The organism is Actinoplanes sp. ATCC 53533, assembly GCF_003947245.1.
This window is the reverse complement of record NZ_QHHV01000149.1, coordinates 1-26,608: the sequence shown is the minus strand read 5'-3', so window position 1 is coordinate 26,608 and position 26,608 is coordinate 1. Positions and strand designations below refer to the sequence as shown.

Below are 26,608 nucleotides of genomic sequence, written 5' to 3'. Positions count from 1 at the left end.
ATGCATCGGTTCTCACCCACAATTGCGGTAAGAGTAGTACGGGCGGAGTCGATTACGTTGACACGGATGGCTGTAGCAATGTTTGCATGGGCGTGAATCCACATTCTGATGACCTTGCATCCGCTGTCGGTGGGCACACATTTAATGGACCGGCATGGTCTGGGACAAATACCGCGAGTGGTAGGCCGCTGTGGATGGAAGGCATCAGTACGGTCGCACGCAGCGGCAATATCAGAATCTCATTCTCATTGGATGGGCTTTTTGGTGCCGGTGGCAGGACTGTTGCTGGTTCGGCGGAAGAAGCGTTCAGCGCGAATTATGCACGCGGATTGCCGATGGTAGCGGACTGGAAGCTTGGCGCAGGGAGGGGAAACGGAACCGCTTGGGAGCTTGCTACTGTAGGTAGGGCTGTGCGATTGGGGAACCGTGACTGGTCGTCAATCGATTGGTTCTGGCAGGAGCAAAAGGTTGACCTTGCAAATCCCTTCGGCTGAGCCGAGAGTCGGTGAGCGGTATGCGTGAATTTAGATCGAGTCGGATTTTTCGGTTCTCAAGCTTTAATCCAACACATCGGCAGTTGATATTGCGGAGTGATCCGGGAACCATTGCGGATGGCGCTCGAAGGATAGAACTGTACTTCGGTAACGTCTCGTATGTGGCGCTCCAGCCGATTCTGCGTGGTGTTGCTTTGCGTTGTGCTTCGCAGGATGAGCAGGATGATCTGGGCGCGCGATTTGGAATTTCCCAAGATGACCGTGAGTACATTTACATAGTGGCCAGCGGCACTCCGGCCAATTTCGTGGTTTCGGGACAGCCGTCTTGGCGTCAGGCGGACAGGGCTGTGGATGATCCCTCGCTCTTCGACTTCGGGCAGCCTTGGCCGCCAGTCGATGAAATGGAGTGGGGGAGCATTGATTAGGGTAGAGATTCGCGTCCTGAATGGCCGGGTTGGTGTGTTGGAAGACCGCCGCGACCTCCGCACTCCGCGACGCCATCATCGGCAACCCCTGGACGCCGCTTAGGACGACCGGAGGACGGGATGCCCACAACGGGCATCCTGCCCCCGCTAGTGGTCAGCTTCCGCGGACCTCGGCGGCGGCAGCGACCAGGTGCTTCAGTGACGCCTCGACCTCGGCGTAACCCCGGGTCTTGAGGCCGCAGTCCGGATTTCTTCGATCGCATGTTCGGGAAGAAGCCGCCGCCGCCGCGGCCCGCTGCGAACGGAACGGTGCAGGATCTGAAAGGCATCGGGCACGATATGGTCGATGACGGTGACAATTGGATACCGGACCCCATGAAGAAGGGGCCCTTGGACAGCCTGGATGACGATGGTCTGCTCGAAGCCGTATTTGCACCGGACGACGAGTTCAGGACTTTCATGAATTACCACGACGGAGACAACTACATGGTTGAAGGCAACCACCGAATGGCGGAGTTGCTGAAGCGGGCAGCTGACCCACTTCATAAAAAGATCAATTTCGACACACCGATCTTTGTCAAAGGATTCCCGAAGCGATGACGTCGTTCCTGGAGCGGCTTTTGCGGCCATTGGCGGAGCGCCGTGTCGTTCGGGTGAGTCCGGTTCGTGCCGAGGATCTCATTCGTGAAGCACGATCGAGGCCCGATGGTCGTCGCGGCAACCTGGGGTGGTTCACAGATAACAGGACTAAGATCGATGAGATATTCGTGGTTCCCACGTCGATCTACAGACTCAGCTCCGGCCGAGTCCTGTGTGCGCTGATCGCGGTTATGAACAAACGAACATTTACCACCTATGTCGATGTCGGTTCGGTCAAGCTGCTGACGCTCCCCCGGGCGCGTTCGAAGCGCATTGCGAAGATTATCGAGTTGTGTGCAGCGCATGGAGAAGTGTTGAAGGATGATCAAAGTGAGTGAATCATCGAAGTGGGACGATGCCGGGAAGTGAAAGTGGGTCCAGCACCCAAACCGGCAGCACCTCGTTGTGTCCCGAGGACAGCAGCCGACGAAGAACGGCTGACGACCGGGGTGGGATGCCCACCTGAGGCATCCCACCCCGCGGGTCAGCTTCCGCGGACCTCGGCGGCGGCAGCGACCAGGTGCTTCAGGGACGCCTCGACCTCGGTGTAACCCCGGGTCTTGAGGCCGCAGTCCGGATTGACCCAGAGCCGTCGGGCAGGCACGGCCGCGACAGCCCGGCGCACCGCCTCGACGACCTCGTCCTGCGACGGGACCCGCGGCGAGTGGATGTCCCACACCCCAGGCCCGACGCCGCGGCCGTAGCCGATCGCCCGCAGGTCGTCCAGGACCTCCATCTTGGAGCGGGAGGCTTCGATGCTCGTGACATCCGCGTCGAGTGCGTCGATTGCGGTGATGATCTCGCCGAACTCGGAGTAGCACAGGTGGGTGTGGATCTGGGTGCTGTCGGCGACGCCGCTGGTGGCGAGCCGGAATGCGCCGATCGCCCAGTCCAGGTAGGCCTTTTGATCGGCGGTGCGCAGGGGCAGGGTTTCGCGTAGGGCGGGCTCGTCGACCTGGATGATTCGGATTCCGGCCGCCTCCAGGTCGCGGCATTCGTCGCGCAGGGCGAGCGCGACCTGGTTCGCGGTATCGGCCAGTGGCTGGTCGGTGCGGACGAATGACCAGGCCAGGATCGTGACCGGGCCGGTGAGCATGCCCTTGACCGGGCGGTTGGTCAGCGATTGGGCGTAGGTGGACCACTCGACGGTCATCGGGTGCTCGCGGGTGACGTCGCCGTGGATGATCGGCGGGCGTACGCATCGTGAGCCGTAGGACTGCACCCAGCCCTGCTCGGTCGCGGCGAAGCCGCCGAGCTGTTCGCCGAAGTACTGGACCATGTCGTTGCGTTCCGGTTCGCCGTGCACGAGCACGTCCAGGCCGAGGTCTTCCTGCAGCCTGATCACGTGCGCTACTTCGGCGCGCATCCGCTCGGTGTAGCCGGCGTCGTCCAGGGTTCCGGCGCGCCGGGCGGCGCGGGCCTTGCGTAGGTCGTCGGTCTGCGGGAACGATCCGATCGTCGTGGTCGGCAACGCCGGCAGGTGCAGCCGCGCCTGTTGTGCCCGCGCTCGTTCGGCGTAGTCGCCGCGCCGCAGCTGCGCCGGATGGAGCGCATCCAGCCGGGCCCGGACGGAGGTGTCACGCCAGTGCGCGGGTGGCGCGGGCAGCGGGGCGGGCAGCGCCGCGACGCCGTCGCGCAGGGCGCGGCCGAGCAGGACGACCTCGTCGACCTTCTGCCGGGCGAAGGCGAGCCGTTCCCGCAGCGCCGGCGCGAGGCTGGTCTCGGCCGCCAGGTCGACCGGCACGTGCAGCAGCGAGCAGGAGCTGGACACCGAGACGTTGTCGGCGAGACCGGTGAGGGTCGCACCGACGGCCACGGCGGCGCGCAGGTCGGTGCGCCAGACGTTGTGCCCGTCGACCAGCCCGGCGACGATCGTTCTGCCCCGCAACGGTCCGGCCGCGGCGAGCCGGGCCAGGTTGCCGGGTCCGGCGACCAGGTCGAGGCCGAGCGCCTCGACCGGGGTGTCGAGCAGGGCGGGCAGGGCGTCGCCGAGCTCACCGAAGTAGGTCGCGACGAAGATCCGCGGCCGCCGGTCAAGCCCGCCGAGGCGGTGGTAGACGGCTCTCAGGGCGTCGATCTCCGCCGGGGTACGGTCGGCGACGTACGCGGGCTCGTCGAGCTGCACCCACGGCACCCCGGCGTCGGCGAGCGCGCCGAGGATCCCGGCGTACGCGTCGGTAAGCTCGCCGAGCCGGTCGAACGGGTTGCCCGCGGCCTCGGCCGGCTTGGCCAGCAGCAGGAACGTGGCCGGGCCGACCAGGACCGGGCGGGTGGTGATGCCGAGCGCCGCCGCCTGCGCGAACTCCCGCAGCGCCTGCTCCGGCCGGGCCCGGAAGACGGTCTCGTCGGCGATCTCCGGCACGAGGTAGTGGTAGTTGGTGTCGAACCACTTCGTCAGCTCGAGCGCCGGCTGGGCCTGCGCCCCGCGGGCCATCGCGAAGTAGGTGTCCAATTCGGACAGGCCGAGCCGGGCGAACCGGTCCGGGATCGCACCGACCGCGACGGCCGTGTCCAGGACGTGGTCGTAGTAGGAGAACGTGTTGGACGGGATCGCGTCCAGGCGGGCGTCCCGCAGGGTGCGCCAGACGTCGGTGCGCAGTGCGGCGGCCGTCCGCTCCAGGGCGGCGGCGTCGATGCGGCCGCCCCAGTACGCCTCGACGGCGTGTTTGAGCTCCCGGTTGCTGCCGATGCGGGGATAGCCGAGCACGGTGCTCTGCCCGAATCCGGTGGTGGTCATGGGGCGTCCTTCCCTCGAAGTGCCCGACGGGTCACGCGAGGGTGCGGGAAGGCCACGACGACAACAGCACCGTGGTCTCGCCCGAGCCCTCCCGAGGGGCCGTCGGCGGCGCACGCAGTGCTGCGTACGCGGTGCGGGCAGGTCTTCGGACTCGCGGGCACGACCGGAAGGTCTCCGGTCACCTACTGGCCGTCGCTTCCCAGGCGCTCACACACCCAGTGCGTATGACGGCGGTCGTTCCTGCTCACCGCTGCGGGGCAGTCCCGGTCTCACACCGGGTTCCCTCTTACGACACCCCACCGCGAAGCGGGGTGAACCAGCACTGCCCGCCATCGTAGAACGGTCATGACATTTGTCATCGGTGGGGCGGTAATTGTGCATGGGAACCGGTGCGCGCCGGCACTACGGCGGCGGCCGCCGGGCCCGAAGACTCAAATGCATGAGTAGCGCACTTGCTATCGCCTTGACCTCGGTTTTAGCCCTGTCCACCGCCGCGCCCTCGCCCGTGCTGCCCGCGCCCGTCCGGGCCGCGGGTGAGCCGGCCACCCAGCTGGTCCTGCCCCGGCCCACCGGCCCCGAACGCATCGGTACGGTGTCGCTGCACCTGGTCGACCGGTCGCGGCCGGATCCGTGGGTGTCGAGCGAGCGGGCCCGCGAGATCATGGTCCAGCTCTGGTATCCGGCGAGCGACGTCCGCCGGCATCCGCGGGCGCCCTGGGTGTCGCCGGGGGTGGCCGAGCGGATCAATCCGCCCGGCTCGCCGGTCATCCTGCCGGTGACCCACGCGTACGCGGACGCCCCGGTCCGGCCGGGCCGCCACCCGGTCGTGCTGTACTCGCCGGGCTTCGGGCTGGAGCGCACCGCCAGCACCGCGCTCGTCGAGGAGCTGGCGAGCCGCGGCTACATCGTGGTCACGATCGACCACACCCACGACGCGCAGCTGGTCGAGTTTCCCGGCGGCCGGATCGCGACCCACGCCGTCCCGCCGCCGACCGGGCCCGACGACGACGGCGAACAGGTCATCGACACCGCACGCGAGGCCCGGGTCGCCGACACCCGTTTCACGCTCGACCGGCTGGCCGCGATCAACCGGGGCCACAACCCGGACGAGGAGCGGCGCCGGCTGCCACGCGGCCTGAAGGGTGCGCTGGACCTGGCCCGGGTCGGGATGTTCGGCCACTCGCTCGGCGGTGCGACCGCCGCCGAGACGATGCACGAGGACCCGCGGGTCAGGGCCGGCATCAACCTGGACGGCACCCTCTCCGGCGCGGTTGTCGCCGCCGGGCTGCGCCGGCCGTTCGCGCTGATGAGTTCGGACGGCCACGGTCGCGCCGACGACGAGACGTGGCTCGCGATCTGGCCGCGCCTGCGTGGCCCCCGCTACGACCTGCAGCTGGCCGGCTCGGGGCACATGTCGTTCACCGACTTTCAGGTGCTGCTGCCGCAGATCGGCATTCCGGCCGAGGACCTGGTGCCGGGGTACGGGACGATCGACGGCTCGCGTTCGATCACCGTGCAGCGCGCGTACGTCCTGGCGTTCTTCGATCGGTACCTGCGCAACGGCAACGGCCACCTGCTCGCCGGGCCGTCCCGGCGATACCCGGAGATGCGGTTTACGCCATGACCAGTCAGGCAGTCATCGAGGTACGCGGGCTGAGCCGCCGCTATGGCGGCGCGCAGGGGTTCGAGGCCGTACGGGGGGTGTCGTTCTCCGTCGAGCGGGGCGAGTTGTTCGCGCTGCTCGGGACGAACGGCGCCGGTAAGACCTCGACCCTGGAGATCGTCGAGGGGCTCGACCGGCCGAACGGCGGATCCGTCCGGGTCCTCGGCCACGACCCGTTCACCCGGCGGGCCACCGTGCGCCCGCGCATCGGCGTGATGCTGCAGGAGGGTGGCTTCCCGCCGGATCTCACCGTCGCCGAGACCGTACGCATGTGGGCCGGCACACTCACCGATCCCCGCCCGGTCGCCGAGGCGCTGGCCCTGGTCGATCTGGAGCACCGGGCGTCCGTACGGGTCAAGCAGCTCTCCGGCGGCGAACGCCGGCGGGTCGACCTGGCGCTCGCGATCCTGGGCCGGCCGGAGGTCCTCTTCCTCGACGAGCCCACCACCGGGCTGGACCCGGAGAGCCGGCGCAACACCCGGCAGCTGATCCGCGGCCTGCTGCTCGACGGCGTCACCGTGCTCCTGACCACGCACTATCTGGAGGAGGCGCAGGAGTTGGCCGACCGCCTCGCCATCATGCACCGCGGCGTGATCGTGGCGGCCGGCTCGCTGGCCGAGGTGGTCGCCGCGTATCCGGCCCGGGTCCGGTTCGTGCTGCCCGACGGGGTGCCGCCCGGACGGCTGCCGGCCTTTCCCGGCGCCAGCCGGCTGGAGGTTGGCGCCGCCGGAGCGGATGGGGCGGTCACCGTCCACACGCACGCGCTGCAGCCGACGTTGACCGTGCTGCTGGCGTGGGCCGCCGAGCGCGGCGTCGACCTGCACGGGCTGGACGCCAGGTCGGCATCGCTGGAGGAGGCGTTCCTGTCGATCGCCGCCGACGAATCCCCGATGGAGGTGTCAGCGTGAGCGGTGTAGCTGCGATGAGGAGGACCCGTTCCATCGGCCGGGCCGAGTTGCTGCTGTTCTGGCGCAACCGGACGGCGCTGTTCAACGCGCTGCTGGTGCCCGTGCTGATCATGGGCGCGGTCGCCGGGGCGACCATGGACAGCGACGCCGCCCGGGACGGCGAACTGCGCGGCAACGCGCTCCTGACGACCGGGATGCTCGGCTTCGTGCTGATCAGCGTCGTGTATTACAACCTGGTGACCACGTACGTGGCCCGGCGCGAGGAACTGGTGCTGAAACGGCTGCGGGTCGGCGAGGTCACCGACTTGGAGATCCTCGCCGGCACCGCCAGCCCGGCGATCGCCATCGCGGCCGCGCAGATCGTGCTGTTCGTCGTGGCGGGCGCGGCGCTCCTGGGCCTGCCGGTGCCCGTCAACGCGCCGGTGCTGATCCTCGGGGCGATGGGTGGGGTGGGTGTGTTCGTCATCCTCGCCGTGGCCTCCTCGGCGTTCACCCGCACCGTCGAGCTGGCTCAGATCACCACGTTGCCGGTGCTCGTCGTCTGCATGCTCGGCTCGGGGCTGGTGGTCCCCCTGGAACTGCTGCCCGGGCCGGCCGCCGACATCGTGCGGCTCCTGCCGTTGACGCCGGCCGTGGAACTGATGCGCCTAGGCTGGCTGGGCACAACCGGAGAGGGCGTCCCGAGGGACTTCGTCGGAGTGCTCGGCGCGGCCACCGCGCCGGCGATGACCCTCGCGTTGTGGGCGGCGCTCGGTGTGGCCGCCGTCCGGCGGTGGTTCCGGTGGGAGCCCCGGCGATAGCCGGGCGGGAAGAGGGTGACGCGGAGATGAAGGCGATGGCGTGGTGGCGCTCGCGCAGCCAGGCTGCCCGGTTCGACCTGTGCGTCCGCGCCACCTTCTACGTCAACCTCGTGGCGGTGCCGCTCCTGGTCTGGCTCGGCATCGCTGCCGAGGTGAGTATGACGGCCGCCTGGGTGCTGGCCGTGCTGATCACCGCGCACACCGTCCTCTGCCTGCTGCTCGTCCGGGCCGGCCTGGAGCACTATCTGGGGCGGCGACCGCTGCCGGCCCGCCTGCTCGCGGCGAGCGTCGCGGCGACTCTGGCGGGGACGGCGGCGGCCGTCCTGGCCTTTCCCAACGCCACCCCCGGCATGCCGGACGGCCCGGCCAACGGCATCCTGCTCGTCCTGGTCGTGTCGTTGATGATCGGGTTGTCGGCCACCGTGCGCCCGCGGGCGATGCTCGCGGCCGGCGCGGTGGCGTGTGCGGCGACGTATTCGCTGTCCGCCGCGCAGGGCGCGTCCTCCCCGGCGGCGTCGGCCGTCGGGCTGGCCGCCGCGATCACCTTGCTGACGTTCGCCTTCCGCGTCTCGGTCTGGATGCTGGGCGTGGTCTGGGAGCTCGACCGGTCTCGCCAGGTGCAGGCCAGCCTCGCCGTCGCCGAGGAACGGCTGCGCTTCGCCCGGGACCTGCACGATGTGGTCGGCCGTACGCTGTCGACGGTCGCCCTCAAGGCCGAGCTGGCCGCGCAGCTGGCCAAGCGCGGCCGGGACGAGGCCATCGACGAGATGCTGGAGGTGCGCCGGATCGCGCAGGACTCGCTGGTCGAGTTGCGGGCGGTGGTGGGCGGATATCGCACGGCCGACCTGGACGTCGAGCTGGCCGGCGCCCGGTCGCTGCTGGCCTCGGCGGGCATCGAGTGCCGGGTGATCGGCGACGGAAGCGGCCTGCCCGCCGAGATTCAGGGCACGCTCGGCTGGGTGGTCCGCGAGGGTACGACCAACGTGCTGCGCCACAGCGAGGCGCGCACCTGCACCATCACGCTGCGCGTGCCGTCCGGCGATGCCATCGCGCTCACGCTGGAGAACGACGGGGTGGCCGGCGGGCCGGCCGCCATCGGCGATCGGGTGCGCTTCGGCAGTGGACTCATCGGGCTGGCCGAACGGATCGCCGGGTTGGGCGGCGAGGTCGTCGCCGAGCGCCGGCGTCCCGACGGGTTCCGCCTCACGGCACGCCTGCCGCTCCCCCCGACCGCCGACGAGGAAGGCCCAGCGTGACCCCGGAGCCGGCCGCCGCGCCGATTCGCATCCTGCTCGCCGACGACGAACACCTCATCCGGGGCGCCATGGCGGCGCTGCTGACGATGGAGGCCGACCTGGTCGTGGTGGCGCAGGCGGCCACCGGCGCCGAGGCGCTGGCCATGGCCCGGGCGCTCCGGCCCGACGTCGCGGTCCTCGACCTGCAGATGCCCGACCTCGACGGCGTGACGGTGGCGAAGACGCTGCACGACGAGCTGCCCACCTGCCGGACGATGATCGTCACCAGCCACGGCCTGCCCGGGCACCTGAAGCGGGCGCTCACGAACGGCGTACGCGGCTTCCTGCCCAAGACGGTCTCGGTCGAGGTCCTGGCCACCGTGGTGCGCACCGTCCATGCCGGCGGCCGGTACATCGACCCCCAGCTCGCCGCGGAGGCGATCAGCGCCGGGGACAGCCCGCTGACCCCGCGCGAGGCCAAGGTGCTGGAACTGGCCGCGGAGGGCGCGCCGGTGGAGGAGATCGCGAGCCGGGTCGCCCTGACACCGGGCACCGTCCGCAACTACCTCTCGTCGGCGGTCGGCAAGGTGGGCGCCGCCAACCGGCACGAGGCGGCCCGCATCGCCCGCAGCCGCGGCTGGATCTAGCCGTTTCTCGGCTAAATATCCTGAATGAGGTGATTCGGGACACCGATCGGATGCACTCTGGCGATTGGGCCGAAACGGCGGACGCGGGCGGCGAATCATGGTCCATGACTCCCCAAGTCGTCGCGAGGGAAGGTAGTTCGGTCATGGCTGTGGTTCTCATCGCCGAGGACAACGCCGATGTCAGGCACGTGCTGACCAGGATGTTCACCCGAGCCGGGTTCACCGCGTGGGCCGCCAGCGACGGCTTGGCCGCGCTGCGGGCCGCCCGCGAGCGGCAGCCCGACGTGGTGGTGACCGACCTGGACATGCCCGGCATGAACGGGCTGGAACTGTGCCAGGCGATCCGCGCCGACCCCGACCTCACCGACGTGCCGGTCGGCATCCTCAGTGGCTCGCTGCAGCACGGCGATCCACGCGCCGCCGACGCGCACGCGTGCGGGGTGTGGCTCAAACCGTTCGCCGGCGCCGAGCTCGTCAGCGCCGTACAGGCATTGATCGACGCCGGTCCGCATGAGCACCGCGGTGACCGATCGCCGTGCCCGCTGGCCGCCGCGCCGGCCCCCCGCGCCGGGTAGCGAAGGAGACCGCTACCCCCTGGCACCTTCCCATCAACCGCCCTCGCGCCTGAGCGCGCCGAAGTTCCTGGTATCCAGTCGGACCAGGAGAGGCGTTGTGGATGGCAGCCCGAGTATTGCGGTATGGCTTGACGATGGTCGCGTTGCTGGGCTGCATGGTGTCCGGAGCCGCCGGGCCGGCCCCGGCCGCGGCGAAGGCCACGACCTCGTCGACCGTGGCGGCGAAGCTGGCCCGCAACCTTGCGACCGTGTCGACTGCCAAGCAGCTCAACTACTACCCGGCCCAGGCCGGGTGGTCGTACATGTGGTCGGACTGGAAGCCGGCGCAGATCAACGCCGATCTGGCGCGGGCCGCCGCGCTGGGCGCCACCAGCATCCGGGTGATCGTCTTCCCGGACACCTTCGGCTGGCCGACGCCGACCGCGACCTACGCCGGCCGGCTGGCGCAGTTCCTCACGATGGCCGGGGCGAACAGACTCACCGTCAAGCTCACGCTCTTCGACTGGTGGGGCCGCTACGACGAGGTTGAGAAGAGCACCCAGTGGGCTACGGCGCTGTTGCAGCCCTACCAGTCGGACGCCCGGCTGGTCTCCGTCGAGCTCAAGAACGAGATGAACCCGGACGACGCGGCGGAGATGCGCTGGGCCCGCGCCATGATTCCGGTGCTGCGCAAGGTCGTGCCGGGCACGCCGATCACCGTCACCACCCCCGGCTCGAAGAAGCTCGAGGGTTTCGCGAGGCTGAAGGCCGCCCTGGCCCCGACTCCGCCGGACTACTACGACTACCACTACTACAGCGACTCGGCCACCGCGTACTCCGAGTTGTCCCAGGCCAAGACCATCGCCGCACCGGCCACGCTGGTGATCGGCGAGGTCGGCCGCAGCAGCACCGCGAGCAACGAGGGTGAGCAGGCCGCCTACCTGGGCCGGGTCTTCAACGCGGCGCGGTCGCTGGGCATCGCCTCGGTAGCGCCGTGGACCCTCAACGACTTCACGCGTGCCGGGGTCCCGACGAGCATGTCCCTGGACGAGTACGGCTACGGGCTCTACCGGACCGACGGCACGGCGAAGGCGGCCGCCGCCGTCGTCAAGTCCGGCTGGGCGGGCCAGCCGCTGGGCAACTCGCTGCTGAACCTGGGCTTCGACAACGGGAGCATCGGGCCCTGGCAGGCCTTCTCGCCACAGTTCGGCACCGCGACCTGGACCGGCACCGGCGCCCGTACCGGTAGCGGTGCGATCTTCTTCAAGGGCACATCCCGCTCCGCGTCGGCGCTACCCAGCGTCAAGGTCTCGCCCATGGTGCCGGTGAAGGCCGGCCAGGCCTGGCACGGCGAGGTGTGGGCGCGCGGTGTCGCCGCGACCGGGATCAGCCAGCTCGCCCTGAGCTGGTTCGACGCCGCCGGCAGCTATCTCGGCCAGAATTCCTCCGCCCAGGTGGCCGCCGGTAACAGCGCGTGGACCCTGCTCAAGGCCGATGCCAAGGCGCCGGCCAACGCCGCGTGCCTGCAGATCCACCTCAAGTCCGGCGACAACAGCGGCACCGTCTGGTTCGACGACGTGGCGCTCTCGGTCGCCTGAGGACATCACGCGGCCGCTCTTTTGAGGGTGATTCCAGCCAGCACCAGGTCGTGCAGGGACGCCAGCGAGTAGAAGACGACGGCGATCAGCAGGCCCGCCCAGGCCCAGCCCGGCACCAGCAGCGGCACGAGGAACAGCGCGAGCGTCTCGGCCTCGACGGTCCACGGCCGGGTGGCGAGCCGGTGGGACGAGCACCACCGCCCCCAGGCCGAGGACTGCACTGCCGAAGGCCCGGGCCGACCGGCCCGGGCCTTCGCGGAGGCCAGCAGGAACTCCGCGGCCGCCGCGAAGGTGCACAGCAGGGCGGGCAGCAGGGTGAACCGCTGGAATCCCGGTACGGTCGTCGCCGCCAGGTAGCCGAGCGCGCAGTAGCTGAGACCCACTCCCACCAGGTCCGCCGCCCGGTCGAAGAAGGCGCCGAACGGCGAGCCGGTGCCCCTGACCCGGGCCACCTTGCCGTCGAGGCAATCCACCAGGAACCGCACCTCGAACAGCAGGGCGCCCAGGCGGGCGTGGCCCAGGAAGGCGCTCAGCGCCGCGCCGACCCCGAGCGCGAGGGCCACCCCGGTGAGCAGGTCCGGCGTGATGCTCCGGAAGCGCAGCAGGAACGGCAGGATGCGCACCGCGAGCGGGTCGATGGCGACGACGACCCACCAGGACTCATCGGGTTTGAGGGCGATCCGGGTCAGCGCACTGCCTCCCCGTAGATCGACTCCAGCTGCGGGAGTACCGCATCCGCGCTGAAGTGGGATCGCACGCGCGCCCGGGCGGCCGCGCCGAAGCGGACCATCCGGTCGTGATCCGCGCTCAGGCCCGCGAGGGCCGCGGCGAGCCGGACCGGATCGGCGGGCGGCACCAGCAGCCCGGTGACCCCGTCCTCGACGATGTCCCGGAGCCCGCCGATTCCCGACCCCACGACCGGCCGGCCCAACGCCATCGCTTCCAGGGCGACGGTCGGACAGGGGTCCATCCAGACACCCGGCAGCGCCACGATCGAGGAGTCCCGGAACTCCCGCCAGAGCGCCCCGCCGGCTTTCCGGCCGACCGCCACCACGTTGCCGCGGGATCTGGCGGCCGGGTCGCCGACCAGCCGCAGCTCGCGGGTCTTCAGGCAGTCGAGTGCGAATGCCCGCTCCAGGACGGACCTGCCCTTGTGCCGATCCGGCGGCCCGACGAACAGCACCCGGCCGGAGCCGGGCACCGGGCCGCGCACCCCGTCCTCGAGATCGACGAAGTTGGGGATCACCCGCAGCAGATCGGGGTCACCGACGCCGGCCCGCAAGTGCTCGTCGGCGACGCAGGTGCTCACGGCGATCAGCCGGGAGACACCCCGGACGGCCGCGGGCACGGTTGCCCGCAGGGCCAGGGCCAGCCCGCCTCGCCGCAGCGGTCCTTGTGGACAGTCGGCACAGCGCACGCAGCACAGGCCAGCTGTGGCGACACAGCGCCGGCCACCGCAGGACAACGACTTCACCGGGCAGAGCAGGCCATAGTCGTGCAGCGTGGCCACCACGGGCACGTCGGCCCGGCGGCCCGCCGAGACCGCCGAGAACAGCGACCAGCCATGCGCGTGAATGACGTCGGGCCGGAACCTCGCGATGCTGGACAGCAGCGTGCTCCGGAACCGGCGGTCGGCCCACGGCGGATGGAACGGCCGCCCCGCGCGGTAGAGGCCGGGTATCGCGTCCAGGAGCAGCCCGCTGCCGACCACCTCGACATCGTCCTGGGCGTAGGCGTGCGCCGGATGGCGCACCGTCACGACCATGACCTGGTGGCCACGCCGGACGAGGTGGCGGCCGAGGCGCTGGACGTGGGCCTCGAGGCCACCGGTGAACGGCGGATACATGTCCGAGACGAGCAACACCCGCTTCAACTCCGCACCGCCGCGCCGCGGAAGGAGAGCAGGAACGGCATGACCGCGACGGCGCCGAGCGCCTGGGCCACCAGGAATGCCAGCCCGGCGCCGACGATCCCGGTCGCGGGCAGCAGGAACCAGGCGCCGGCCAGGGTGAGCACCGACATCGCCGCGTTGAGGCCGGCGGCGAACCGGACCTGCCGGTAGACCCGCAACACGGCGACCGCGAGGCTGGTGACGGCGTCCGGCACCGCGGCGACCACCAGGGTCAGCAGCAGCACAGTCCCGTGCTCGGCGAAACCGGGCCCGAAGATGCGGAGGATCTCTCCACCGGCGGCGAGCACGACGGCGACCGGAACCACCAGGATCGCCGCGGTCAGGCGGATCGCGGTGACCATCTTGCGCCGGATCTCCGTGGCCGACCAGGAGCCCTCGGCGAACAGCGACGACGACACCGACTGGCTCACCGTGAGGAGGATGCCGCCGACCATCCACGTGGTGTAGAAGTACGCGTTGTCCGCGGCGGAGATCCGCATCACCACGATGACCGGCAGCAGCAGCGGCACCAGGACACCCGCGCAACTGGTCAGATGATGCCAGCAGAAGCTCGCCGCGACCTCCCGCCGTACGGCGGGCCGGCTGCGCGCCAGGTCCGGCCGGCTCACGCCGCCCCACCACCAGGGCAGCAGCGCTGTGCCGACGACGACCCCGGCCGTCCCGGCGAGGGCCCAACTGGTGAACACGCTGAACGCGTCGTGACCCGAGACCGTCAGGAGGCCGAAGATCAGGAGCTTCGCCGAGCTGACGGCGACGTTGAGCAGGAGACCACGGCCGGATCGGCGCAGCGAGATGAACGCGTAGGACAGGACGTTCGTGCCGGTCCACGCGCAGGTGCCGAGGACGAAGACGAAGACGTTCAGCGGAGCGGCGAAGGCGCCCCTGAACGCGGTGCCGTCGCTGAGCACCAGCACCGCGACGGCCGCGACCGCGACGGTGGCGACCACTTCGACCACGGCCAGGGCCAGCAGCCGGGACCACCAGCCGGCGGTGCCCTCGTGCCGGGGCAGGCGTTCCACCAGCAGCATCCCGCCGCCGAGGTGAACCGACACCGAGACTGCGGTGGCCACCGCGGTGATCGCGGCACCGAGGCCGAGTTCCTCGGGCGTCACCAGCCGGGCCGCGAGCAGCCAGAAGACGTAGCCGAGGCCGGCGGTGGCGGCCGTCGTCGACATCAGCTGGATCGCGTTGCGGATCAGGCTGTCGGACCAGACGCGGTCCAGCAGGTCAGCAGTCACCGGGCCGGACCTCCCGGGTCAGCATCCGCGACGAGTGCCCGCCGGCGGAGGTGACGATGACCTCGATGGTGCCCCGGCACGGCACGGCGGCCGGCAACCGGATGGTCGAGGTCATGGTCCCGGCCGGGGGCACCACCCTGGTCGCGGGGCCGGAGAGCCACCCACCCCATTTCGCCTCCACGACGACCTCGGACCGCTCCGCGGTGTGGTTGACGATGTCGATGCCGATCACCCGCCCCTCGGCACCGCCGAGCGGGGCCGCGCTGCTGGTGAACCGCACCTGGAGGTAGGGCTCGTCCGGGATCACGGACCCGATCGCGGTGAGGGCGAAGGCCGCCGCGCCGAGCACGGTGACGGCCAGGCCGGCGACCACGAGGCGGCGATCGACCCGCGGCAGCGCCACCGCCGCGCGATCCAGCCGGCGGCCCAGGACGATCGCGCAGCCGGCCAGCAGGCCCGCCACCGCCCACGCCCGGTACGAGCCGAACACCAGCCGGCTCACCAGGCTGAGGACCACGATCATGGCGAGGCTGACCGGCACCGCGAGCCAGCCGGTGAACCGGGCGACCCCGTGGCGATCCGGCACGGACGCGACGGCGAGATAGCCCGGAACCGTCAGTGCGACCGGCAGGACGAGCAAGCCCAGCGCGCCGCCGGCCCAGGACCCGAGCAGCACGAACGCCGACGCGGCGCAGACCAGGCCCACGTGCCGGTGCCGGCTCATCGCGCGCTCCGCGAGGAAGCGACGAACAGGTCGAGATCGATCCGTACGACCCGCACCGACGTGCTGTCGAGGATGATCGATGCCCAGGGCTGGTCGTAGTACCGGTCGAGCTGTTCCGGGGCCAGCGGTTCGGCCAGCGTGAACGCCTCGTCGGGCTGGAAGTAGACGCCCAGTACCGGAAGGGCCCGGGTCATTCGCTTGTCCAGCACCAGATAGGCGACGTCGAGGCGCCGCATCTCGTCCGCCAGCCGTGGGCTGGGCGGCAGGGATTCCAGGTAGAGCTCCCAGTAGGGCAGCCGGTCGGTCGCGCGCACGATGTCCAGGCCGCCGGTGTAGGCGAGCTGGAGGCCGTTGAAGCGGTCCGTCGCGACGCGCCGGCCGGGCGGCACCACACCCCGGAGCCATTCGGCGAGCGCCAGGCTCTCGCTGCTCACGTCCCGGGTGTCGGTGCCGAACACGATCCGCCCCGGAAAGCGGTAGTACTCGTTCTGGCCCGCCGACACGTTGCCGACCAGCACGATGACGAAGGCCAGGGCCGCTGCCGCCCCCCGGGGCCAGGATCGCGCCCGCGGCGGCCCGGCGAAGAGCCCCGCGGCGATCACGCTCACGCCGAGGAAGGTGAAGGCCCAGGTGCGCCGGGACGCTTCCGCGCCCATCGGGCTCAGGATCAGGGGTACGGAGAGGAAGTAGAGGCCGCCGTACAGCACCCAGCCGAGGCGGGCGCCGTCGCGCGCGTCGTCGCGGAGCCAGCGGGACCTGACGAGGTGGGCGACGGCCACGGCACCCAGCACCGCGAACGACAGGAAGGCCGCCGCCCGTTCGTAGCCGGGTGTGGTGCTGGCGGCGTACAGCTCGCGCCCGCCGGAGCCGGTAGCGACGATGCCGGCGAGCTGCCGCAGACCCGTGCCCAGGTACGGGGAGAGATACCGCAACGTGTACGGGGACACCGCCAGCAACCACACCAGCAGCAGGGCCGTGATGCCGCCGGTGGTGACCAGCATCGGCACCAGCCCGGCCCGGCAGGCGCTCCGGGCCCGGGGCAGGACGGCCGTGGACAGGCCGGAAACGAGCAGCAGCACCACCGTGCCGATCGCCGTCAGGTGATGGGTCGTCACCAGCGCCGCGCCGAGCAGCCCGGCCACCGGGGCGAGCCGCCAGGCCGCCGATCGCTCCGCGCAGCGCAGCATCCGGACCGACAGGTAGCCGATCCACACGAACAGCGCGAGCGCCATGCCCTCGTAGGAGAACTGGCTGTCGAAGTACATGTAGCCGGCGTTCAGCATGTAGACACACGCGCCCACGGCACCGGCCCGGTGCGAGCGCCACAACTCGGCGGCCACCGCGTAGGTGCCCACCGCGGTGAGGACGTGGGTCAGCAGGATGAGCAGCTGCCCGGCCCGCCACGAGGGGACGCCGGACAGGTCGATCAGGAACGCGGTGACCGTGTGCAGACCGGGATAGGACTTGATGACCGGCACCAGCCAGTTGTCGGCGAAGAGCCGCCCGGACTGGGCCAGGTTCTCGGCCTGCACGAGGTGGGCGTACTCGTCGTGATACAGCGGGCGGTCCGGCGTACGGAGCAGTTTCGGGCCCATCAGGAACGTGGACAGCAGCACGACGTGCGTCAGCCGTTCCCACGCCGGGAGCAGCCGGGCGCAGGCCCGGGCCGCCATCGGCAGGCACGCCACCAGGCAGCCGGCCCAGAAGACCGGATAGTGCAGGCCGCCTTCGTGAAAGGCGAGCCGGTAGGACCACCAGACCAGCGCCAGGCCGGCGACTCCGGCCAGGGTGGAGGCCGCGATCGGCAGCAGGCCGGGCCACCGATGCGCCGTCGCGTCGTCACGCTCCTGCCCAGCCGTCGTCTCGCCGGGCGGCGGCCCGTGGGTGAGTGTCGTCATGCCGCGGCCTCGGCGACGGATCTCCGCGCGAGCTGCCGGCGGTTGTCGCCGAGCAGCCGCGCCGCCTGCGAGGCCTGCGAGTACAGGGCGAACGCGACCCGGGCCCGCCGGCGCGGCGCGACCACCACGAACTCCGGGTGGACCCGGATGTCCCGGCTCCACCGCAGCTTGGCCTGATCCGGCCCGGTCGACAGGCTGAAGGAACGCCGCCCGTCGAGCAGGGTGTCCTGGTAGGCATGCCACTGCAGCAGGGTCGTCGGCGAATACTGCCAGGCCGTCGCCGTGAGGCCCGACACGCTGCAGTAGGTGGACGCCGGCGCGTGAAAGGTCAGCAGCTGCGCGATCGGCGCGCCCCGCGCCCGCAGTTCATAGCAGCTGACGGCCCCGCGATCCGCCTGGCAGGCCACGACATCGCCGAGGAAGCCGCGGACCGCCGCCGTGGCGATGCGATCCTCGTGGCTCACGCGTCCGGCCAGCCGGCTCCGTTCCCGGTGCAGCCGGACCAGGTTGTCCAGGGAGACGCCCAGTTGGTGCCGCTCCACGACCCGGGTGACGGCCCAGTCCGTACCGAAGTCGCGAGTCAGCCTGTTCTTCGCCCGCCGCACGCTCTCGCGCAGGTTTCGGCTCCGCAACCGGTCGTCGGTGACGTCGAGCACGACCTCGGCACGGACCAGCCGTTCCGAGACGACGAAGCCCCGGCCGGCGGGCAGCCAGTCGGGCTCGAACCACGACGTGTGCTCGCCCAGCGGGACGTGCCACCACGACCACTCGTCGCCCCGGGAAGCCAGGTAATCGACGATGGCGCGCAGGGCGCGGCGGGCGTACCGGGGCATGGCGAGAATGCCCGGCACCTCGAGCAGGCCGCTGTAGTCGTGCGAACCGGCGATCCGGAGGACCCGTACGCCGGGCAGCCCACTGATCAGCGGCGCCGACTCGAGCGCGGCGACCGCGACCAGTTCCTCACCGGCGTGGACGTGCACCAGCCAGAGCTCGGCGCGACCGCCGCGGTTGCGGATGGCGGCGAGCGTCCAGGCGGGGTGCAGGAACGGATTGGTGGTGCGGGATCCCTCGTAGAGGCGCTGCCAGGCCGCGTATTCGTCGTCGGCGATGTCGATCGCTCGTACGCAGCGCACGGACAGCCGCGGCGCCGCGGTGAACTCCGTGGCCTTCACGATTGTCATCGGGCCGCGCTCACCGCCGAGCCCGCCCGGGCCTCGGTGTACAACGCCCGGGTCCGCTCGGCGACGTCGGCCCAGCCGGGCATGCTCACCGGCTGCCCCGCCGCGGGCCGCGCCAGCGTGGCCGCGATCACCGCGGCGAGGTCGGCACGCCGCCCGCCCCAGAAGGCCACCAGCCGGCTCGCCCCGGCGTCGGCCACCACGCTGCGATGCGCCGGGATGTCCGAGGCGACGACCCTGGCGCCGGCCACCAGCGCCTCGGCGAGGACCAGGCCGAACGCCTCGTGCCGGCTCAGGCAGAGCACCGCCCCGCAGCGCGCGACGGCCCGGTCCAGGCTCTGCCGCGGCAGCCGGCCGTGGAAGAACACCCGCCCGGCGAGTCCGGCCCGCGAGGCTTGCGCCTCGGCGGCGGATCGGCCGGGACCCTCGCCGACGACGTGCAGACGGACGTGACCCGGCAGGCCGCTCAGCGAGGCAATCGCATGATCCACACCCTTATAACTCTCGAGGCGGCCGACCGTTATGACGTCGGTCGGCCGGACCTCGGCGATCAGCCGGTCGGCCGCGGCCGAGCTCGCGGCGGCCGGCCGCCGGGTGCCATTGGGTACGACCACCGCCTTCTCCGCCGCCCGGGGAAAGTGCCCCAGCAGCGTGTCCCGTTCCGCCCGGGTGACACAGATGATGCGCCGCGCGGCGTCGATGATCTTTCGCCCCGCCGGCCGGTAGACGTGGTGCAGGGCGCTGCGCAGCCGCGAATGCCCGGTGCCGTGGTAATGCGGGGTGAAGACCAGCGCCCGCGGCCGGGCCAGGGCCGCGGACAGCGCCGGAAGCGCGTGATAGCTGTGCGCGTGCACCACGTCGAACTCCGCCAGCGAGGTGCCGAGGAAGCCCGCCATCGACCGCGAGTACTCGAAGTTCGGCGCCGTGACGGAGAGCGCGAAGCGGCGGACCCGCACGCCGCCGAGGCACTCCTCGGTGAGCCGGGGCGCGGTCCCGTAGGTCAGCACCGAGACCTGGTCACCGCGCTTGACGTATTCGGCGGCGAGCGCGCTGACGTGTTCCTCGACGCCCCCGGTGTGCGGCGGATACCTCTTGCAGACCAGGGCGATCCGCATCGTCAACTCCCCGCCGGCGCGGCGATCGGCGCGCCGGGGACCAGCCCGAAGCCGCTCAGCAGGGACCGCATCGCCTGCCGGGTGTCATCCCAGGATCTGGCGTCGGCGAAGGTGCGCCCGATCAGCGTGGTCGCGGCGACGATGCCCTCGGCCAGCGCCACCGGGTCGTCCGGCTCGACGAGCACCGCCCCGGCGTAGTCCCGCGTCGCCTCGACCAGACCGCCCACCGCCGTCACCACCGTGGGCAGCCCGTGCGCCATGGCGATGTGCAGCGGACCGGAGGAGGACGAGCGACGGTACGGGAGCACGACGATGTCCGCCTGCGCAAAGGCGGCCGTCACCTCGCGGTCGTCCACGTACCGGTTGATCACCTGGACGCCGTCCGCGTGGGGCGACCTACGGATCATCTCCAGCGGCAGATCCCACTGCTCCCACGTCTCACCGACGACCTTCAGGCGGAAGTCCCGGGTACGGCGGGAGCGGAGCATCTCGAACGCGGCCACCAGGTCTTCGAGACCCTTGTAGGGCCGGATCGTGCCGAAGTACAGCAGCCGGATCGGCGCTCCGCTCCGCCGGGCAGGTCTGGGGACTCCGCGATGGTGGTCGTAGGGACCGTGCGGCACGACCGCGGTGGGCACCTCGGGCAGGCGGTAGGCGTCGTGCAGGGCTTTCCGATCGAATTCGCTGTGTACGACGAAGCCGTCGCATTGCCGCAGCAGCCGGGGCAGGCCACGCCGGACATAGTGGCGCACCAGCGGGACCCGGACCTCGCCGGTGTCCTGCACCTCGTGGAACTCGAACACGACGCGAGCGCCGAGCCGGCGGGCCTGGGCGGCGAGCACGTTGTAGGAGTGCAACACCGCGCCCGTCCACCACTGAAACACGACCACTTGCGGCCGGAATTCGCGCAGGAAACGCAGGGCCTTCAGCAGCGAACCGCCCCAGTGCCAATCCACGCCGTCGTACACCGGGATCCCGGCCGCATAATCCAGCGCGGAGTTGACCGGCACACCCACCCGGGCCCGGCCGGGATATACCTGCCTCGGCACGAGCCGTCGCATCAGGACGGCGGCCACCGCGTGTTCCTTGGCGAGTTCGTTGCTCAGCCGGCAGGTGTAGTACGAGATTCCACTCGTGAACTGCCAGCCCGAGCCGACCACCATGATGCGAGCCTTCATCGCGCCGCGGAACGCGGGAGCGGAACCTCGGCGGCCGGCCGGCGCAGTTCACGGACGATGGTGCGCAACACCCGGATGCCGTCGGTCACGGCGTTCAGGTTGCTGGCGCCGTGGATCCGCGGATGCTCATGGCTCGGGACCTCGACCGTCCGCAGCTCCGCCCGCGCCGCCCGGACGGTGAGCAGCGTTTCGATCTCGAAGCCGTCTCCCCAGAGCCGGCCACCCGCGGGAGCCGGGCTGGTGCTGTCGAGGGCGAAGACCGGCAGGCAGTGTGACCAGAACGCGTTGTAGCCGTAACAGAGATCGCTGTACGTGGTCTTGAAGAGGCGGTTCACCAGCGCGCTCAGGCAGCGGTTGCCCAGCCGGCGCAGCCGCGTGATGTCTGCGCTGCCGCCGCCGTCGGCGAACCGGCTGCCCTTGGCGAAGTCGGCGCCGCCGGTCAGTTGCGCGACGAACCGCGGGATCTCGCGCGGATCGGTCGACCCGTCCGCGTCGATCATGACGATGATGTCGCCGGTGGCCGCCGCGAATCCGCAGGCCAGGGCGTTGCCCTTGCCCTTGCGGTTCTGTCCGACGACGACGGCCTTGGGCCGGAGTCGCCTGGCGACCGCCAGGGTGTCGTCGACCGAGCCGCCGTCCACGATGATCAGTTCGTCCACGGCGGGCAGCAGGGGCAGCACATGCGGCAGATTCTTCGCCTCGTTCAGCGTCGGCATGACGACCGATACCTTGGGCGGCGAAACCGGTTTCGCCGCACCGACTTCGGTAGGTCGTGCGCCAAATCCCAGCATGGACTACCTCTCATGATCGCGGCTGCTCCTCGTGGTCGAACCTGGCCAAAGCTAGGGGAGATCGTCCGTGCCCGTGATGGAGTCCGCGCAAAAGCCACCGAGAGATGCGCCCAGGTTTTCCCGGTTTGCCCGGCGTGTACGACCCGCGGCGGCCCCAGGCGTCACCAAGATGGCGGCGTGATGCCTTCGAGGAGTAGCCGTCCTGTCACGATCGATGAGTGCGTTGCCGAGAACGTGAAGGAACTCGCTCGGCAGCGCGTCAGCCGCCGCTCCATGCTGAAAGCCGTCATGGCGGGCGCCGGCGGTTACGCGTACGCCCAGTTCCAGCTCGCCGACGCAGCCTTCGCCGCAGGCGGCGGGAAAGCGGGCCGAGCCGGGGTGGTGGTGTCCGGCCGGCATCTGTCGTTCGTGCCGCGAGCCGACGGCGTGCTGCGGCCGGCGATGGCCGTGACGGCGCAACTGGTGAGCAAGACCGGCGCCCTGCCACGAAAGCTGCGGGCGTTCGTCGACGTCGGCGCCGCGCCGGGCCAGTACGGCAGCCGGGTCGAGGCCGCCATCGAGCACCTGGTCGGTCAGTACGCGATCCCCGGCGGCCCGATCGGGAGCCAGTTCTACCTCAAGGCGACCGTCGACGGGCTGCTCCCCGGCACGGTCTACCACTACCGGATCCGGCTTTCCGACGGCACCGTCAGCGGTGACGCGCACTTCACCACCGCCGCGGCTCGTGGCTCCGCGGTGCCGCCCCCGTTCACCTTCACCGCCTTCGCCGACGTCGGCACCAACACCGCACCCACCGACCCGCGGTATGCCTGGGGGCAGAACCCCTCGTCCGTCGTCGCCGCCGGCGGCACCTGGCCGGCGGGCGTCTTCGACGACAATGCGTACCTGCCGGACGATCCGGTCGCCGGACCGCATGGCACCGACCAGCGTCCCGCGCTGACCCAGACCATGCTCATGGCCACGCAGCGCCCCGTCTTCACGTTGCTGGCCGGGGACATCTGCTATGCCAACCCGTCCGGATCGGGCCTGCCCGCCGACGACACGACGGCGCTCACCCGGATCGCGCCGAAGGGCAAGAACCTCTACAACCCGTACGTCTGGGACGTCTTTCTCCAGCAGATCGAGCCGCTGGCCGCCTATACCCCGTGGATGTTCGCCACCGGCAACCACGACATGGAGCCGATCTACGGCGACACCAAGTTCCTCGGCGACAGCCCCACCCACGGGTACGGCGGCCTCGTCGGGCGCCTCGACTTCCCGGCGAACGGCCCGAAGACGTGCCCGTCGGTGTACCGGTTCGGCTACGGCAACATCGGCGTGATCTCCATCGACGCCAACGACCTCTCCGCCGAGTTGCAGACCAACACCGGCTATTCCGGCGGTGCCCAGCTGAGCTGGCTCAAACGCACGCTGCGGGAGTGGCGGACCGAGGCGGAGCGGGCGAAGGACATCGACTTCATCGTCGCGTTCCTGCACCACTGCGCGTACTCGACGACGGACAACCACGCCTCCGACGGTGGGGTGCGCGACGCGCTCGATCCGCTGTTCAGCCGGTACGAGGTGGACCTGGTCGTGCAGGGCCACAATCACCTGCTCGAACGCACCGACCCGATCCGGTACGGCAAGCGGACCCGGTCCGCGCCGGACGGCTCGACGATCCATCCGGCCAAGGACGGCGTCACGTACCTCTGCGTCGGCTCGGGCGGCCGACCGCGCTACCCGTTCCGCCAGGCGCCCGGCCCGAGCGCGCCGCCCCCGCCGGACGTCACGCCGGCCGGACCGCAGATGCTGCCCGCGGGGCAGCGCTACCGCGGCTATCGGCCGCCCGGCGGTCCGAACGCGGTCGAGAACAACACCGAGAACATCGTCAACAGCTATGTGTGGGCGACGGAACCGATCAAGATCAGGCCGGCCGGCCACCCGGGCGGCACCCGGATACCCGAGGTGATCGACTGGTCCCAGGTCCGCTACGACGACTATGCGTTCATCGCCGTCGATGTCGTGCCCGCCGCCCGGGGTGCCCGCACCACGCTGACGGTGCGCAGCCTCGCCGACGCGCTGCCGGGCAGCAAGCGGCCCTACAAGGAGATCGACCGGATCACCCTGGCGCGCACCGCGGGCCACGGCGCCGTCCCTGAGCCCGGAGAGGAATAACGGCATTCATCAGGCAGAAACGCGCCGTTTCGGTATGTTTCAGGCATGAATCGTCGTTGTGGGGCCTTGGCCTACCTGGTAGCAGCGGCCTCGGTGGTGCTGCTCGGCGCGAGCGCGGCGCACGCGGCCACCGACCCGCCGGCCGGCGGCCTGCCCGGCGTGGCGGTGCCGACGCTGGACTGGGCCGACTGCGGCGACGGCGGCTATCAGTGCACGCCCGCGCAGGTGCCCCTCGACTACCGCCGTCCGGCCGGCACGCAGCTCACGCTGCAACTGCGACGCTGGCCGGCCGCCGTCCCGGCCACCAGGATCGGCACGTTGTTCATCTACGCCGGTGGGCCGGGCAGCTCCGGCTGGGACTGGGTCCAGACGTTCGCGACCTCGGCGTCCCCGGAGATCCGCGACCGGTTCGACATCGTCGGCTTCGACCCCCGCGGCGTCCGGCGCAGCCAGCCGGTGAACTGCCTCGCCGGGCCGGCGTACCGGGCACAATGGGCGCAGGTGGCAACCCGGCCCGGCCCGCAGTCCCTCGGCACGGCCGTGCGGCTCGCGAAGGAATGGGCCGCCGCTTGCCAGGCGCACTCCGGGGGCCTGCTGCCGTACGTCGGCACCAAATCTCAGGCGCGGGACCTCGACCTGTTGCGGGCGGCGGTCGGCGATTCGAAGCTGACGTACTTCGGTGGGTCGTACGCCTCGTACGTCGGCACCGTCTACGCGAGCATGTTCCCGGAGCGCACCCGGGCGTTGATCCTGGACTCCGGCTACGACCCGGAAAAGTACGCCAATGACCCGTACGCATACGACTACGGCCAGTACAAGTCGACCGAGGACGCGATGTACCGCTTCCTCGGGTGGTGCGCGGCGACCCCGGGCCAGTGCGCGTTCGCGGCCGGCAGCCCGGCGCCGACAACAGCCGACCTGGCGGCGAAGGTGCACACCATCCTGGACTCGCTCACCGCGAACCCGATCCGGGACGCCGCCGGTGCGGTCGCCGTCAACGGCGCCACGATGCTGTCCGAGCTGACGTTTCGCCTGAACAGCGGCACCCGACAGTGGGCGACGCTCGGAACGAACCTGCACCTCGCGGAGACCCGCACCGGCCCGCTGATGTACGCCATCACCCAGTCCGACGCGGCGTTCAACGCGGTGAACGTAGCGGTGGAATGCGCCGACCGGATCTATCCGCGCAGCCCACACGAGTTGCGCACCCGGCTGGCGAGGGCCGCTGCGGACTTCCCGCTCACCGGGCCGGGCATGGCCTACGGGCCGCCCGCCTACGACCAGACGCACGCGCCGGCCTGCCTGCAGTGGCCCGCCGCCCGGCACAGCCGCTACACCGGGTCGTACCGGGCGCACGGCTCGGCGCCGATCCTCATCGTCGGCAACACCGGTGACCCGGACACGCCGTACGCGGACTCGGTCGCGCTGGCCCGCATCCTGGCGAACGGTCACCTGCTCACCTGGGACGGCGAGGGCCACACGGCGCGTCGCAAGAGCGCCTGCGCCGAGGCGTACATGTATGAATACCTGCTGCGGGTGACCGTCCCGCCGGCCGGAACCATCTGCCGCGACGCGCCGATGCCCGGCTAGGCGTCACACCTTGCGGTAGCGGGCCTGGACGATCGAGAACAAGCCGTACGCGGCGATGCCGAGGGCGGTGACCGCCAGCAGCCAGGGGCCGTAACTCTGCTGGGACAGGACGTTCAGCGTGGCGTCGAGCCCGCGAGCCTTGTCGGCGTCGTACTGGACCGCCGCGACCAGGAACAACACCCCGGCGATCGCGTACGCGGTGCCCTTGGCGGCATAGCCGGCGACGCCGAGCCGACGGCTGAGCAGGCGCATCCGCGCGGTCATCTGGCTCGTCTTGAGGTGCTTCTCGAACTTCTTCCGCACGCCGTAGACAACCAGGCCGGCGCCGATCGCGGCGACCGCGATCCCGACGAGCCCGACCGCGATCCGGCCGCCGCCGGAGACCATCAGATCCTCGCTGGCCTGCTGCTGGGTGTCGGCGCTGGACGCGGTCTTGCCGCGAAGCACCTTGATGCCGGTCCAGGTGAGATAGAGATAGAAGGCGGCGCGGCCGACGGAGACGATCCGCTCGAACAGGCGGTGCCGGCCACGCTCCGCGCGGTGGCCGACGGCTGCCTCAAGCAACTGCCACATCGCCATGGCGATCAATCCAACGACGAGCACGACGATGAGGAAGGCGCCGAACGGCTCCTCGGCGAGCTTGTGCAGGGCGCCGGACTGGTCGCCGTCGGTCGACGACCCGTCGAACGCGATCTGCAGGATGAGCCAGGCGAAGAGGAGGTGGATGATGCCGTACCCGACGAGCCCACCGCGGGTGAGGTGCTCCAGCCAGGTGCTGTTGGCGGTCCGCGAGGCCGCGCCGTGTGCCTGCGAGGGGAGGGAGGACATACCCCTGCCTTGACCGAAACCCCACCTCCCGAAACGTGCTCCCACCGCCGGGCCGGCTTTGTCAGGCGGCGATCACCCGCGCGGCGTGGAAGATATCGGCCGGTAGCGGGTGGTGCAGCCGCCATTGGATGCGCATGGGGCGATCGCCGGTGTGCGACACGTAGGTCATCGGGCCGGCATACAGGTAGGGCGGCACACCGAGGTCACCGTCCCGATCCCGCACTTCGCGGACGAAGAGATGCACCGTGGAGCCGCCCGCGGCGTGGTTGATGTACCGCTGGCCCGTGGTGGACGTCGACGAG

General features: G+C 70.7%; 25 protein-coding genes, 1 pseudogene and 1 riboswitch. Of the genes and pseudogenes, 13 read left to right on the top strand and 13 right to left on the bottom strand.

All coding sequences use genetic code 11. The features are described from left to right. Nucleotides 1–494: polymorphic toxin type 27 domain-containing protein (locus tag DMB66_RS40340; protein WP_199752904.1), on the top strand; the 494-nt coding region annotated here is incomplete at its 5' end. A gap of 161 nt (nucleotides 495–655) precedes the next feature. Continuing rightward, a complete protein-coding gene (locus DMB66_RS40335) occupies nucleotides 656–919 on the top strand; it encodes a hypothetical protein (RefSeq protein ID WP_125809401.1) in 264 nt (87 codons plus the stop codon). A gap of 154 nt (nucleotides 920–1,073) precedes the next feature. Here DMB66_RS40335 and DMB66_RS66175 read toward each other — a convergent pair. Further along, nucleotides 1,074–1,157 (bottom strand): annotated as a pseudogene (locus tag DMB66_RS66175) (hypothetical protein); the annotation flags it as partial. 23 nt (nucleotides 1,158–1,180) lie between these two features. Here DMB66_RS66175 and DMB66_RS64475 point away from each other — a divergent pair. Then, on the top strand, nucleotides 1,181–1,519 hold the full coding sequence (locus DMB66_RS64475; RefSeq protein WP_233625187.1) for a hypothetical protein: 339 nt from the start codon (nucleotides 1,181–1,183) through the stop codon (nucleotides 1,517–1,519). Then, on the top strand, nucleotides 1,516–1,896 hold the full coding sequence (locus tag DMB66_RS40325; protein WP_125809400.1) for a hypothetical protein: 381 nt from the start codon (nucleotides 1,516–1,518) through the stop codon (nucleotides 1,894–1,896). The genes DMB66_RS64475 and DMB66_RS40325 overlap by 4 nt, the downstream gene beginning before the upstream one ends. A 146-nt stretch (nucleotides 1,897–2,042) precedes the next feature. On the opposite strand, the gene metE is transcribed toward DMB66_RS40325, so the two are convergent. Further along, on the bottom strand, nucleotides 2,043–4,295 hold the full coding sequence (metE, locus tag DMB66_RS40320) for a 5-methyltetrahydropteroyltriglutamate--homocysteine S-methyltransferase (protein ID WP_125809399.1): 2,253 nt from the start codon (nucleotides 4,293–4,295) through the stop codon (nucleotides 2,043–2,045). A gap of 118 nt (nucleotides 4,296–4,413) precedes the next feature. Continuing rightward, nucleotides 4,414–4,631: riboswitch (cobalamin riboswitch) on the bottom strand. A 103-nt stretch (nucleotides 4,632–4,734) separates the two neighbouring features. On the opposite strand from metE, the gene DMB66_RS40315 reads away from it, so the two are divergent. From DMB66_RS40315 to DMB66_RS40285, 7 genes are all read left to right on the top strand, one after another. Next, the gene (locus DMB66_RS40315; protein ID WP_125809398.1) at nucleotides 4,735–5,919 is read left to right on the top strand and encodes a hydrolase; all 1,185 of its coding nucleotides are present in this window, start codon (nucleotides 4,735–4,737) and stop codon (nucleotides 5,917–5,919) included. Next, nucleotides 5,916–6,866 (top strand): ABC transporter ATP-binding protein, encoded by a 951-nt coding sequence (locus DMB66_RS40310; RefSeq protein WP_125809397.1) that lies wholly within the window; start codon nucleotides 5,916–5,918, stop codon nucleotides 6,864–6,866. Before DMB66_RS40315 ends, DMB66_RS40310 begins: the two co-directional genes overlap by 4 nt. After that, on the top strand, nucleotides 6,863–7,666 hold the full coding sequence (locus DMB66_RS40305; RefSeq protein WP_233625186.1) for an ABC transporter permease: 804 nt from the start codon (nucleotides 6,863–6,865) through the stop codon (nucleotides 7,664–7,666). Before DMB66_RS40310 ends, DMB66_RS40305 begins: the two co-directional genes overlap by 4 nt. Nucleotides 7,667–7,692: 26 nt before the next feature. Further along, the gene (locus tag DMB66_RS40300) at nucleotides 7,693–8,922 is read left to right on the top strand and encodes a sensor histidine kinase (RefSeq protein ID WP_125809396.1); all 1,230 of its coding nucleotides are present in this window, start codon (nucleotides 7,693–7,695) and stop codon (nucleotides 8,920–8,922) included. Further along, entirely contained in the window at nucleotides 8,919–9,548 is a 630-nt protein-coding gene (locus DMB66_RS40295) for a DNA-binding response regulator (protein ID WP_125809395.1), read from the top strand. The genes DMB66_RS40300 and DMB66_RS40295 overlap by 4 nt, the downstream gene beginning before the upstream one ends. Nucleotides 9,549–9,691: 143 nt before the next feature. Beyond that, complete coding sequence (locus DMB66_RS40290; RefSeq protein ID WP_125809394.1) at nucleotides 9,692–10,123, top strand: response regulator; 432 nt, start codon at nucleotides 9,692–9,694, stop codon at nucleotides 10,121–10,123. Between the two features lie 134 nt (nucleotides 10,124–10,257). Beyond that, a complete protein-coding gene (locus DMB66_RS40285; RefSeq protein WP_158647529.1) occupies nucleotides 10,258–11,700 on the top strand; it encodes a cellulase family glycosylhydrolase in 1,443 nt (480 codons plus the stop codon). A 5-nt stretch (nucleotides 11,701–11,705) separates the two neighbouring features. Here DMB66_RS40285 and DMB66_RS40280 read toward each other — a convergent pair whose 3' ends face one another. The 9 genes from DMB66_RS40280 to DMB66_RS40240 form a co-directional block, all read right to left on the bottom strand. Beyond that, complete coding sequence (locus DMB66_RS40280) at nucleotides 11,706–12,323, bottom strand: CDP-alcohol phosphatidyltransferase family protein (RefSeq protein ID WP_125809392.1); 618 nt, start codon at nucleotides 12,321–12,323, stop codon at nucleotides 11,706–11,708. 62 nt (nucleotides 12,324–12,385) lie between these two features. Next, a complete protein-coding gene (locus tag DMB66_RS40275; RefSeq protein ID WP_233625188.1) occupies nucleotides 12,386–13,564 on the bottom strand; it encodes a glycosyltransferase family 4 protein in 1,179 nt (392 codons plus the stop codon). A 5-nt stretch (nucleotides 13,565–13,569) separates the two neighbouring features. Further along, nucleotides 13,570–14,850 (bottom strand): lipopolysaccharide biosynthesis protein, encoded by a 1,281-nt coding sequence (locus DMB66_RS40270; RefSeq protein ID WP_125809390.1) that lies wholly within the window; start codon nucleotides 14,848–14,850, stop codon nucleotides 13,570–13,572. Beyond that, entirely contained in the window at nucleotides 14,840–15,574 is a 735-nt protein-coding gene (locus DMB66_RS40265; RefSeq protein WP_125809389.1) for a hypothetical protein, read from the bottom strand. The genes DMB66_RS40270 and DMB66_RS40265 overlap by 11 nt, the downstream gene beginning before the upstream one ends. After that, entirely contained in the window at nucleotides 15,571–17,472 is a 1,902-nt protein-coding gene (locus DMB66_RS40260; RefSeq protein WP_125809388.1) for a hypothetical protein, read from the bottom strand. Before DMB66_RS40260 ends, DMB66_RS40265 begins: the two co-directional genes overlap by 4 nt. Next, the gene (locus tag DMB66_RS40255; RefSeq protein WP_125809387.1) at nucleotides 17,469–18,653 is read right to left on the bottom strand and encodes a GNAT family N-acetyltransferase; all 1,185 of its coding nucleotides are present in this window, start codon (nucleotides 18,651–18,653) and stop codon (nucleotides 17,469–17,471) included. The genes DMB66_RS40260 and DMB66_RS40255 overlap by 4 nt, the downstream gene beginning before the upstream one ends. Beyond that, nucleotides 18,650–19,765 carry a glycosyltransferase family 4 protein gene (locus tag DMB66_RS40250; protein ID WP_125809386.1) on the bottom strand — a complete coding sequence of 372 codons (1,116 nt, stop codon included), beginning with the start codon at nucleotides 19,763–19,765 and terminating at the stop codon, nucleotides 18,650–18,652. Before DMB66_RS40250 ends, DMB66_RS40255 begins: the two co-directional genes overlap by 4 nt. Nucleotides 19,766–19,767: 2 nt before the next feature. Beyond that, nucleotides 19,768–20,943: a glycosyltransferase family 4 protein gene (locus DMB66_RS40245; RefSeq protein WP_125809385.1), complete on the bottom strand. Its 1,176-nt coding sequence runs from the start codon at nucleotides 20,941–20,943 to the stop codon at nucleotides 19,768–19,770. Continuing rightward, nucleotides 20,940–21,734, bottom strand: coding sequence for a glycosyltransferase family 2 protein (locus DMB66_RS40240; protein ID WP_125809384.1), 795 nt, complete (start codon nucleotides 21,732–21,734; stop codon nucleotides 20,940–20,942). Before DMB66_RS40240 ends, DMB66_RS40245 begins: the two co-directional genes overlap by 4 nt. Before the next feature lie 273 nt (nucleotides 21,735–22,007). Between DMB66_RS40240 and DMB66_RS40235 the strand changes: the two genes are divergently transcribed. Together DMB66_RS40235 and DMB66_RS40230 are read left to right on the top strand one after the other, a co-directional pair. Next, complete coding sequence (locus DMB66_RS40235) at nucleotides 22,008–23,888, top strand: purple acid phosphatase family protein (RefSeq protein WP_370320152.1); 1,881 nt, start codon at nucleotides 22,008–22,010, stop codon at nucleotides 23,886–23,888. A gap of 45 nt (nucleotides 23,889–23,933) precedes the next feature. After that, entirely contained in the window at nucleotides 23,934–25,478 is a 1,545-nt protein-coding gene (locus DMB66_RS40230; RefSeq protein ID WP_125809382.1) for an alpha/beta fold hydrolase, read from the top strand. Between the two features lie 3 nt (nucleotides 25,479–25,481). Here the strand turns inward: DMB66_RS40230 and DMB66_RS40225 are convergent, their stop codons facing one another. Together DMB66_RS40225 and DMB66_RS40220 are read right to left on the bottom strand one after the other, a co-directional pair. Further along, on the bottom strand, nucleotides 25,482–26,306 hold the full coding sequence (locus DMB66_RS40225) for a DUF1206 domain-containing protein (RefSeq protein ID WP_125809381.1): 825 nt from the start codon (nucleotides 26,304–26,306) through the stop codon (nucleotides 25,482–25,484). Between the two features lie 61 nt (nucleotides 26,307–26,367). Next, nucleotides 26,368–26,608: DUF3427 domain-containing protein (locus DMB66_RS40220; protein ID WP_125809380.1), on the bottom strand; the 241-nt coding region annotated here is incomplete at its 5' end.

Coding starts and splice junctions, on each gene's coding strand:
- DMB66_RS64475 (WP_233625187.1), top strand. CDS start 1,181: ATGTTCGGGAAGAAGCCGCCGCCGCCGCGGCCCGCTGCGAACGGAACG.
- DMB66_RS40325 (WP_125809400.1), top strand. CDS start 1,516: ATGACGTCGTTCCTGGAGCGGCTTTTGCGGCCATTGGCGGAGCGCCGT.
- metE (WP_125809399.1), bottom strand. CDS start 4,295: ATGACCACCACCGGATTCGGGCAGAGCACCGTGCTCGGCTATCCCCGC.
- DMB66_RS40315 (WP_125809398.1), top strand. CDS start 4,735: ATGAGTAGCGCACTTGCTATCGCCTTGACCTCGGTTTTAGCCCTGTCC.
- DMB66_RS40310 (WP_125809397.1), top strand. CDS start 5,916: ATGACCAGTCAGGCAGTCATCGAGGTACGCGGGCTGAGCCGCCGCTAT.
- DMB66_RS40300 (WP_125809396.1), top strand. CDS start 7,693: ATGAAGGCGATGGCGTGGTGGCGCTCGCGCAGCCAGGCTGCCCGGTTC.
- DMB66_RS40290 (WP_125809394.1), top strand. CDS start 9,692: ATGGCTGTGGTTCTCATCGCCGAGGACAACGCCGATGTCAGGCACGTG.
- DMB66_RS40285 (WP_158647529.1), top strand. CDS start 10,258: ATGGTCGCGTTGCTGGGCTGCATGGTGTCCGGAGCCGCCGGGCCGGCC.
- DMB66_RS40265 (WP_125809389.1), bottom strand. CDS start 15,574: ATGAGCCGGCACCGGCACGTGGGCCTGGTCTGCGCCGCGTCGGCGTTC.
- DMB66_RS40260 (WP_125809388.1), bottom strand. CDS start 17,472: ATGACGACACTCACCCACGGGCCGCCGCCCGGCGAGACGACGGCTGGG.
- DMB66_RS40255 (WP_125809387.1), bottom strand. CDS start 18,653: ATGACAATCGTGAAGGCCACGGAGTTCACCGCGGCGCCGCGGCTGTCC.
- DMB66_RS40250 (WP_125809386.1), bottom strand. CDS start 19,765: ATGCGGATCGCCCTGGTCTGCAAGAGGTATCCGCCGCACACCGGGGGC.
- DMB66_RS40245 (WP_125809385.1), bottom strand. CDS start 20,943: ATGAAGGCTCGCATCATGGTGGTCGGCTCGGGCTGGCAGTTCACGAGT.
- DMB66_RS40240 (WP_125809384.1), bottom strand. CDS start 21,734: ATGCTGGGATTTGGCGCACGACCTACCGAAGTCGGTGCGGCGAAACCG.
- DMB66_RS40235 (WP_370320152.1), top strand. CDS start 22,008: ATGCTGAAAGCCGTCATGGCGGGCGCCGGCGGTTACGCGTACGCCCAG.
- DMB66_RS40230 (WP_125809382.1), top strand. CDS start 23,934: ATGAATCGTCGTTGTGGGGCCTTGGCCTACCTGGTAGCAGCGGCCTCG.
- DMB66_RS40225 (WP_125809381.1), bottom strand. CDS start 26,306: ATGTCCTCCCTCCCCTCGCAGGCACACGGCGCGGCCTCGCGGACCGCC.